Consider the following 8,230-nt stretch of genomic DNA (forward strand, 5'->3'; position numbering starts at 1 on the left):
GAAATCATTTACTGATGAACGAATGCTGATCAAGTTTACTTGTTTTCACTTGACCCAAAGCGTACAGTTACCGTTGATACTGCTTGTATCCATCAAAATCCACATATATGGAAGGAGAATTTCGCCATCGAATGATGCCATTTGCGCTTTTTAGTACCATGTTGAATACCGTCTGGGACGTATCAAGTGTGATCGGATTATTAGAATTTATCATTCAACTTCGTAGGATAGCTATTTTTCAAAAAATAAGAATATGTATCTATGAAATCCCTGAAGCAATCATCCCTCTACTGGGTATGTTGGTATGGTCTTCACTCAATCATCCATTGAGTTTCATTCTCTACCCCGTGTATATGATATTTATAGCACAATTGCTACAATCATCGAAAAGAATCGCTCCGGCCGTACTGGTTGCATTTGTCTTACAATGGATCGGAATCGCTTGGTTGACCCCGATTCATCACGATGTACGCTATGTTGTTTTGTTGCTTTCTGTACCAATGATCGCGTTTGTTATGCCCTTTCTCGCATTGTCGCCCGCCTGGGCATGGTTCTTCTTGTTTGTTCTTCAAACGATGCATGCGATTCTCACGGCCAATCCCATGGAATGGATCCATGAAATCCAAGGAGTGGTAGCGGCTGTACTTTTTTTACTGTATATCAAGGAGCGCAGTGATCGTGAAATCTCGTTACATGAACGCAATATTGATCCACTTACAGGTGCTTTAAATCGGCGTGGATGTGAACAATGGAGTAAATCTTTACGCCATGCACAAGCTGCTTGTATTTTGATTGATCTGGATGATTTTAAATTTGTCAATGATACTTTTGGTCATGATATCGGAGACTTGATCTTACAAGAAGCAGTGCAACGATTAAAAGGGGCCATTCGCGATAAGGATGCGATCGTAAGATGGGGAGGAGATGAGTTTTTAGTCCTCATTGTTGAACCCATGGTTGAAGGAAGCAAAGAATTAACTGAACTTGTTGAACGTATCCATCTGATCTTAACCCGACATCCGATTTGGGTGGAACGACTAGGTACGCAATTATTTATTCGCGGAAGTGTGGGTGTTGCTACCGGTGAATTAGACCTCGATGTTTTAGTGCGACAAGCCGATCAGGCGTTACTTGACGTCAAACAACATACAAAAAATACGGTCAACTGGTTTTCTACCGAGAAGGATAGTACAGAACATGAACTGCCATCCGAATTCTATACGCGACAACATCTTCATTTGGCAAAACAAGCACTGGCAACATACATGGCTGATAGTCCCCTTAGTGTCATTCTCCTTGATCGTGCGGGAGCCTTACTTGAAGTCAATGCTGCCTACGAAAAATTAACTGGGTATTCTCGTAATGAATTATTGGGCAATCAACGTTATTATTTAGAAAAATTAGGGGAATTCCATACCCTACGTAGTCATGAAGGACAGGACAGTGACACTGCTCAACACAAGTGGTCAGCAGCCTTATTGCACCCCAATCTACATGGCCATCCGCAACGGGTGCAAAGTTATGTGCATTCTCTTCAATTGGGTGAAACGATCATCGGTTACTGGATGATCTGTCACCCTAATGAAAGCGCATATGCATCTCATGTGCTATCTCATGCGTTGGATTGGCCTGTTCCCATCGTTATGATTAATGAGGAACGTTGTATGATAGAAGCAAATGCAGCATGGTGTAATTTATATGGCACAACAAAGGAAGATATCTTGGGCCAATCCATCGAGTGTGTCTCAAGTGGATACACGGATAATGAAGTTTATAGAAAGTTACATGACGACCTTGAAACCAGTGGGATCAGTTTTGGAGTATTGATCAATCGACATGTACGTTCCCATGAAGTGATCATGGTTGCTCATACGACATTGCGCATGCCACAAATTGATGGGAGATATCACTACCTTTCCATCCAACAATCACTAGAGTCGCTGGAGGAACAAGCTACTTTATCTATTGGCATGCAAAATACGTATGAGGGAGTTTTCTTAGCGACATTGGCTCGCGTAGCAGAGTGGGATGATCCAGATTTACTGCAACACGTCCATCGCGTTAGTGACTATGTGCGCTGGATTGCTACTCTTGCCGCTGATGAGGGATATATTAGTTTGAGTGATGTGGAGATGTTATCGATTGCTAGTGTAACTCACGATTTAGGTAAAGCTGGTATTTCGGATCTCATTTTGCGTAAACCGGGGAAACTCACGAAAACAGAGTTTGAACAAATTAAACAGCATCCGATGATTGGAAAAGCGATGCTTGATACAGTGATTCAACAACTTGCACTGTTTCACCCTTCTCATTCTCGCGCCTTGGTATATGCGCTAGAAATCAGTCAAACGCATCATGAACATTGGGACGGCAACGGGTATCCGCAAGGGCTTACTGGAGATACCATCCCCATTTCAGGGCGAATCGCAGCCCTTGCTGATGTGACTGATGCATTGCTGAGCAAACGTAGCTATAAGCGCGCATGGTTGGATTACGAAGTCAAAGACTATATCCAGCAACAGCGTGCAAAACAGTTCGATCCAAACTTAGTGGACTTAGTGATTGATCATTGGACGAGCCATCCTCATCGTTTTAGCTACGAAAATAAGTAAGGACAACATAGAAAGGCTTTATCCGAAGATCAAAAGATACTCTATCCATCATAGAGTATCTTTTGATGCTATAGGATTTCATGGACAACGATAGAACATGGTAAGGATGGCTTTCCGTAAGATTCCAGACATAAATGAACACACTCCTACAGCGCTGGACCCATGATCATCCATTACCAGAACAGTTGTATACCCCACACCTGAATGAACGCATACCGACTCTTCATATATTCGGTGATCTGTAACGTTACCTGTCCTCTCATCGTACAATCAATCTACGTTTATATTCCGAAAATAAATGTGTTGTAATTGTATGATTACTGGCATAAATTATGTAGAAAAACCTTGAAAAATGTCGAATAACGGATTAAAATATACGTAGTGGAAAGTGCTAGTTAAGCATTACCCTACATGATATATATTATTCGTTGCAGAGATAAAATAATTGTGTCTCAAGGCAAACCAGTGAAAACACTGGGACGCAAAGCTACGGGTCTACGGGAATCATCCTATGATCGCCGGGTTGCCACTCATATTTTGATTGTGAAAAAGGCGACCCTCTTATACTTAGAGATCGCCTTTTAGTATTTCCTGATTCATTCGTTAATAAGGCATAGAAGGGGGGAAAATAAGTCTAGACATCGTCATTCCCAAACAGAGTAGAAGATCATAATGGAGGTGTACTTTTCATGATGGAAAAAACAAAAGAGTGCTATATGCCCAACCAATACGATGCTTCTCATGTCAAGATACACCAGGTAGTAGCCACTCAAGAAGTATCTGACATCATACAGGAAGGATTCTTAGATGAAAAGAGATTACTGGAAATCATAGATAGTTCCTCGGATATTTTTGCTATTTTTTCAACTGCGTTTGACATCAAGTATATTAGTTCTTCGATACGCCATGTATTAGGTTATCCTTTGGGTGATGGGGAGTTCTCCATATGGGATATCGTACATGCTGATGATGTAGAGAGTTTGCAAGAGAAGATATATGAAGTTCGTCAAGTGCCTGAAACCTATGTAAGCATGGATGTACGTATAAAGCATCAACATGGAGAATGGTGTCATTATGCCATGACATTAAAACAGTTACGTGATGAACCTGAGATGATCATCGCTACGTTACGTGATGTAACCGATATTCAACGTATAAAAGATTTGATGATGCATCAATCGTACTATGATGACATAACGAAACTTCCTAATAGGAGAAAGTTTATAGAAGACTTACAACTTATGGTTCATCATGTTAAAGAGAACAAGGTAAATATGGCAGTGATGCGATTGGATATCGATGACTTCAAGAAAATCAATGACACGTTAGGCCATGGTATTGGAGATCAGTTATTACAGGCATTGACTCATCAACTACGTTATGTTGTTTCTCATGACGTGTACTTTTATCGGTTAAGCGGAGATGAATTTTCATTTATTTTACTGGACTATACGCATGCAACCTTTGTAGTAGACATGGCGGATAAAATTTGCGAAATATTTAAATTATCATTCCAGGTTGATGAGTTCAATCTGTTTGTTACCGCTAGTATTGGCATCTCTCTCTATCCAGAGGATGGACTCGATGGCGAAACATTATTTCAACATGCAGGAATGGCACTCTCTCGAACCAAAGATACCCATAAAAATACGTATCATTTTTATACAGCTTCCTTAAATACACAAGCGTATAAACGTTTTTTTCTTTCGAATGACTTCCGAACGGCCATGCAAAAAAACCAATTTGTTCTCTATTATCAACCTCGTGTCGATGGACAAAATGGTCAGATTGTTGGAGCAGAAGCATTGATTCGTTGGGAGCACGAAGAATGGGGACTTGTCTCCCCTGACGACTTCATATCTATTGCGGAAGAAAATGGACTCATCACGCGCCTTGGCGAATGGGTATTGAAAAGTGCCTGTATCCAATTAAAAGAATGGTTGGATAAGGGAATTCACCTACAACTATCTGTCAATGTTTCTATTCATCAATTTTTACATAGTGATATTGTGGAAACGATGAAGCACATTGTACAAGAAACGAAGGTTGATCCGCATTTTTTGGAAATTGAAATTACAGAGTCCAGTCTATTGCCAAGTGGACTCGTTGTGAGTCGTGCTGTGAAGGAATTACGCGCAATGGGAATTCAAGTACTTTTTGATGATTTTGGAACTGGGTACTCATCATTAAGTTGGTTACATCAAGTAGAACTAGATGGATTAAAAATTGATAAGTCTTTTATTCAAAAAATATCAGACCACTCGACAACGTTAGAGATTGTTCGCTCCATTATTACACTTGCCCATGAGTTACATCTTCGTGTTATTGCAGAAGGTGTTGAGTCATCTCATGAATGGGACCTCTTGCGAAAGGAACAATGCGATGAAATTCAAGGATATCTATTTAGTCGACCCTTACCTGCGGATCAATTCGATCAGTTTGTCATTCATGAAGGGATAAGAGTACAAGAAGTCAATGATGGTAAGGTAAATCAAAGACAATATTTTAGAGTCGCTCCCCTACATCCCATCATAGGATCGATGACCATAGACTCGATTAGAGGACGTGTGCTGCATATTGGTTATACAGAAGTGTTAATTCATGATATTGGAGCAGGGGGATTATCTTTCATCTCCAATGTACGTTTCGCATCGATGAGCGAGGTTGTCCTTAGGTTTAAGGTTTGGGTGTTGAATCAGTGCATGGAATGGAGTGGTAAAATTGCATGGAGCAATGAATTACCTGGTACCATTTTTACGTATGGCATTCAATTTATGATGTCTGAAAAAAATCAGAAAAAGTTAATGCAAGATGTACATGAATTAGCTATTCAATTACAAACGAGTAGTGAGCGAATGGGTGACATGAGATTTTTCACTGAAAATATCGATTCATTTTTTATATCGTAAGTGAAAGCGAGTAACCTATCGTTGATTAGTTAGTTGTTTTTTACGAAAATGGCTTTTGAAGATAAAAAACTTCGCGCAAAGCGCAGTGCGGACTTGGCTATGTATCATGAAAATCAAAAAGAACTGCTGCTTTCTTCGCACGGTATCTTCTACGGATGTTTCGATAACTTTAAATTGCTGATGGGACCTCAGCTTCCATTACTCGCAGAAATCAAGCTGTCTTCTTCGAAGTAAAACAGTTCCATCATAGGTGAGGTCAATCAACAACCAGAATATAACGGCACACGCGTAGTACATTTAATTAGTGAGGAACGATCATGGATTCTTACTGAACACCCAACCAAATGAGAGGAGCAATCTCATGCGTATCATGATAGTAGATGATTCCGCGTTCATGCGATCCATGATTCGAAATGTTGTCGTTGCAAAGGGAGGGATAGTGGTCGGCGAAGCTACCGATGGTCTTGAAGTAATCAGCACCTATGCAGAGTGTTCCCCAGATCTTGTAACCATGGATATTACGATGCGAAACATGGGAGGATTGGACGCACTCAGGGAATTGATCACAGTCTACCCCGATGCTCGTATTATCATGGTATCTGCTATCGGACAACCATCCGATATGATTGAGGCCATTCGGTCTGGTGCGGTTGGGTATGTATGGTATTAAGTCAATATGGTGGACACCCCGAACAAAGAATATCAAAACAGTCTGATACATCGTTTTATTATGCTAGCTAGCTTTCTGGTTCACATTATTGCAATACATTGATTGGAATTGTACAGGGGTCTTATATCCAATCGACGAATGAATCCGCAACCTGTTGTACCAAATCTCGATGTACTCCCAAATGTCTTTATGCGCCCGTTTGCGCGTTTTGTACGTCTCTACATGGATGAGCTCACGTTTAATGACGCTGTGAAATGATTCAATGCAAGCGTTGTCGTAACCGTTTCCCTTGCGGCTCATGCTGCCTTTCATCTTGTACTTTTTTAGCCGTGCTTGGTACTCATTGGACGCATACTGGCTGCCTCGATCCGAATGATGCAACACACCATCAGCAGGCTTTTCCCGCTCATATGCGTCGTCTAATGCGCTCATCACGAGTTCCTTGGTCATACGTGAGTCAGCCTTCCATCCAACGATTTTTCGTGTGAATAAATCCATGATACTGGCTACATAAAGCCATCCTTCAGCGGTCCAAACATACGTAATATCCGACATCCACACCTGGTTTGGTCTCTCTGCCGTAAACGTCTGATTTAGCACGTTGTCATCTACAGGCTGATTGTGTTTGGAATTGGTTGTTGCCTTATATTTACGGACTGTGCGGCTCTTCAGTCCATTCTCCCGCATGATACGAGCCACTGTTTTCTGCCCAACACGTACACCCTCGTCTCGCAGCACCCGCATAATCTTTGGACTCCCGTATAAACGCCGAGAGGCAAGAAAGATGTGATGAATACGTCGAGTGAGATTCATTCGGCGATATGTACGCTCGCTAGTAGGGCACTTAACCCATGCATAGTACCCGCTTCGATACACCTGAAACACTCTGCACATCCTCTGAACCGAATAGTTGAAGCGGTGATCGTAGATAAATGGATACCTTACTTCCGGTCTGGGCTTACGATGCGCAGCGCCTTTTTTAAAATCTCTAGTTCCTCTTTCAACTCACGATTTTCCCGTTCCAAATCCCGCGTTGCTTGCGCATCTGGCTTCAGATAACCAGATCCGACAAACGGATGTTTCGGATCGCTTTTATACTGAGATATCCAGCCGTATAGAGTTTTCTCGGGCATGCCCAAATCCCGTGCAACTTGAGAAGCGACCCGCCCCTCCTCCAAAATCATTTTCACCGTATTCAATTTAAATTCCGTGCTGTATCTATTTGTCTTTGTCACCATGAACACCTCGAATCGATTTACTTATTTTCACACTCTCGATTCGTTGTGTCCACCCCTATAGCCTAACAGCAGTTCTAGCCATTGTGCGATCCGTTCCCCTTCTCCAAACGCGACGAGCGAATAGCTACGTCCCGTTCCTTCTTTCACGCGTGCGCGTAGGTGTTGCTGTTTGGCACCCATCGTCTGTACATCCCCAATCTGTACATCACGCAAAAAGAAAATAGGCTCTGGATTCGCTTGGCCAAACGGTTCAAGACGTTTCAGATCGGCGATGAACTGCGGTGTCAATTCATGCACGTGTAGCGGTGCATCCACATCGATATGCGGTGGTTCCCACTCGATACCCTGTGCGACCGTTGCCCATGCACTCCGTAAGTCGTTGATTCGATCTGCAGGTAAGGAGAATCCTGCCGCCGCTGCGTGGCCACCAAACGCCGTGAACACACTTGTTTGTGCTTGTACCGCCTGCAACAACGCATAGAGATCCACACCAGGTACACTCCGTCCTGATCCTTTAGCGACGCCATCTTTGATCGACAGGCACAGCGTAGGTTTGTACAGGTTTTGCGTGAGTTTCCCTGCGACAATCCCAATGACTCCTTAGTATATTGATGTCACGTACTCCAAAGAGTTTTGAGATAAAATTCTCGTAGTGGTCGGGGTACTACGAATGACTCCTTGGGACCATTGGTTCTCGATCTTGAGAGTGTAGTCCCCGCCTTGCGAGCGTTTACGAATGAGCTGGATGTTGGAGGGTTTATCCCCTGTCTTCGAATCTCAAACTAGGTTGTAGATCGCAAG

At 42.4% G+C, this 8,230-nt stretch carries 5 protein-coding genes and 1 riboswitch; of the genes, 3 read left to right on the forward strand and 2 right to left on the reverse strand.

Going from position 1 to position 8,230, the window contains the following annotated elements; all coding sequences use genetic code 11:
* The first annotated feature begins 131 nt into the window (after positions 1–131).
* The 3 genes from MM817_RS14760 to MM817_RS14770 all read left to right on the forward strand — a co-directional run bounded on the left by MM817_RS14760 (position 132) and on the right by MM817_RS14770 (position 6,191).
* A complete protein-coding gene (locus MM817_RS14760; RefSeq protein ID WP_241716534.1) occupies positions 132–2,612 on the forward strand; it encodes a diguanylate cyclase domain-containing protein in 2,481 nt (826 codons plus the stop codon).
* Between the two features lie 446 nt (positions 2,613–3,058).
* A riboswitch (cyclic di-GMP riboswitch) is annotated at positions 3,059–3,143 on the forward strand.
* A gap of 158 nt (positions 3,144–3,301) precedes the next feature.
* Entirely contained in the window at positions 3,302–5,521 is a 2,220-nt protein-coding gene (locus MM817_RS14765; RefSeq protein ID WP_241716536.1) for a putative bifunctional diguanylate cyclase/phosphodiesterase, read from the forward strand.
* Between the two features lie 361 nt (positions 5,522–5,882).
* Positions 5,883–6,191, forward strand: coding sequence for a response regulator (locus tag MM817_RS14770; protein ID WP_241716538.1), 309 nt, complete (start codon positions 5,883–5,885; stop codon positions 6,189–6,191).
* A 63-nt stretch (positions 6,192–6,254) separates the two neighbouring features.
* Here the strand turns inward: MM817_RS14770 and MM817_RS14775 are convergent.
* A protein-coding gene (locus MM817_RS14775) for an IS3 family transposase (RefSeq protein WP_419723420.1) occupies positions 6,255–7,429 on the reverse strand; the annotation gives its coding sequence in 2 pieces (ribosomal slippage) (positions 6,255–7,162 and positions 7,162–7,429; 1,176 coding nt in all).
* Positions 7,430–7,456: 27 nt separating this feature from the next.
* On the reverse strand, positions 7,457–8,023 hold the full coding sequence (locus tag MM817_RS14780; protein ID WP_336605191.1) for a DHHA1 domain-containing protein: 567 nt from the start codon (positions 8,021–8,023) through the stop codon (positions 7,457–7,459).
* Positions 8,024–8,230: the final 207 nt, after the last annotated feature.

Origin of the sequence: Sulfoacidibacillus ferrooxidans, assembly GCF_022606465.1 — a bacterium.
GTDB lineage: Bacteria > Bacillota > Bacilli > Alicyclobacillales > SLC66 > Sulfoacidibacillus > Sulfoacidibacillus ferrooxidans.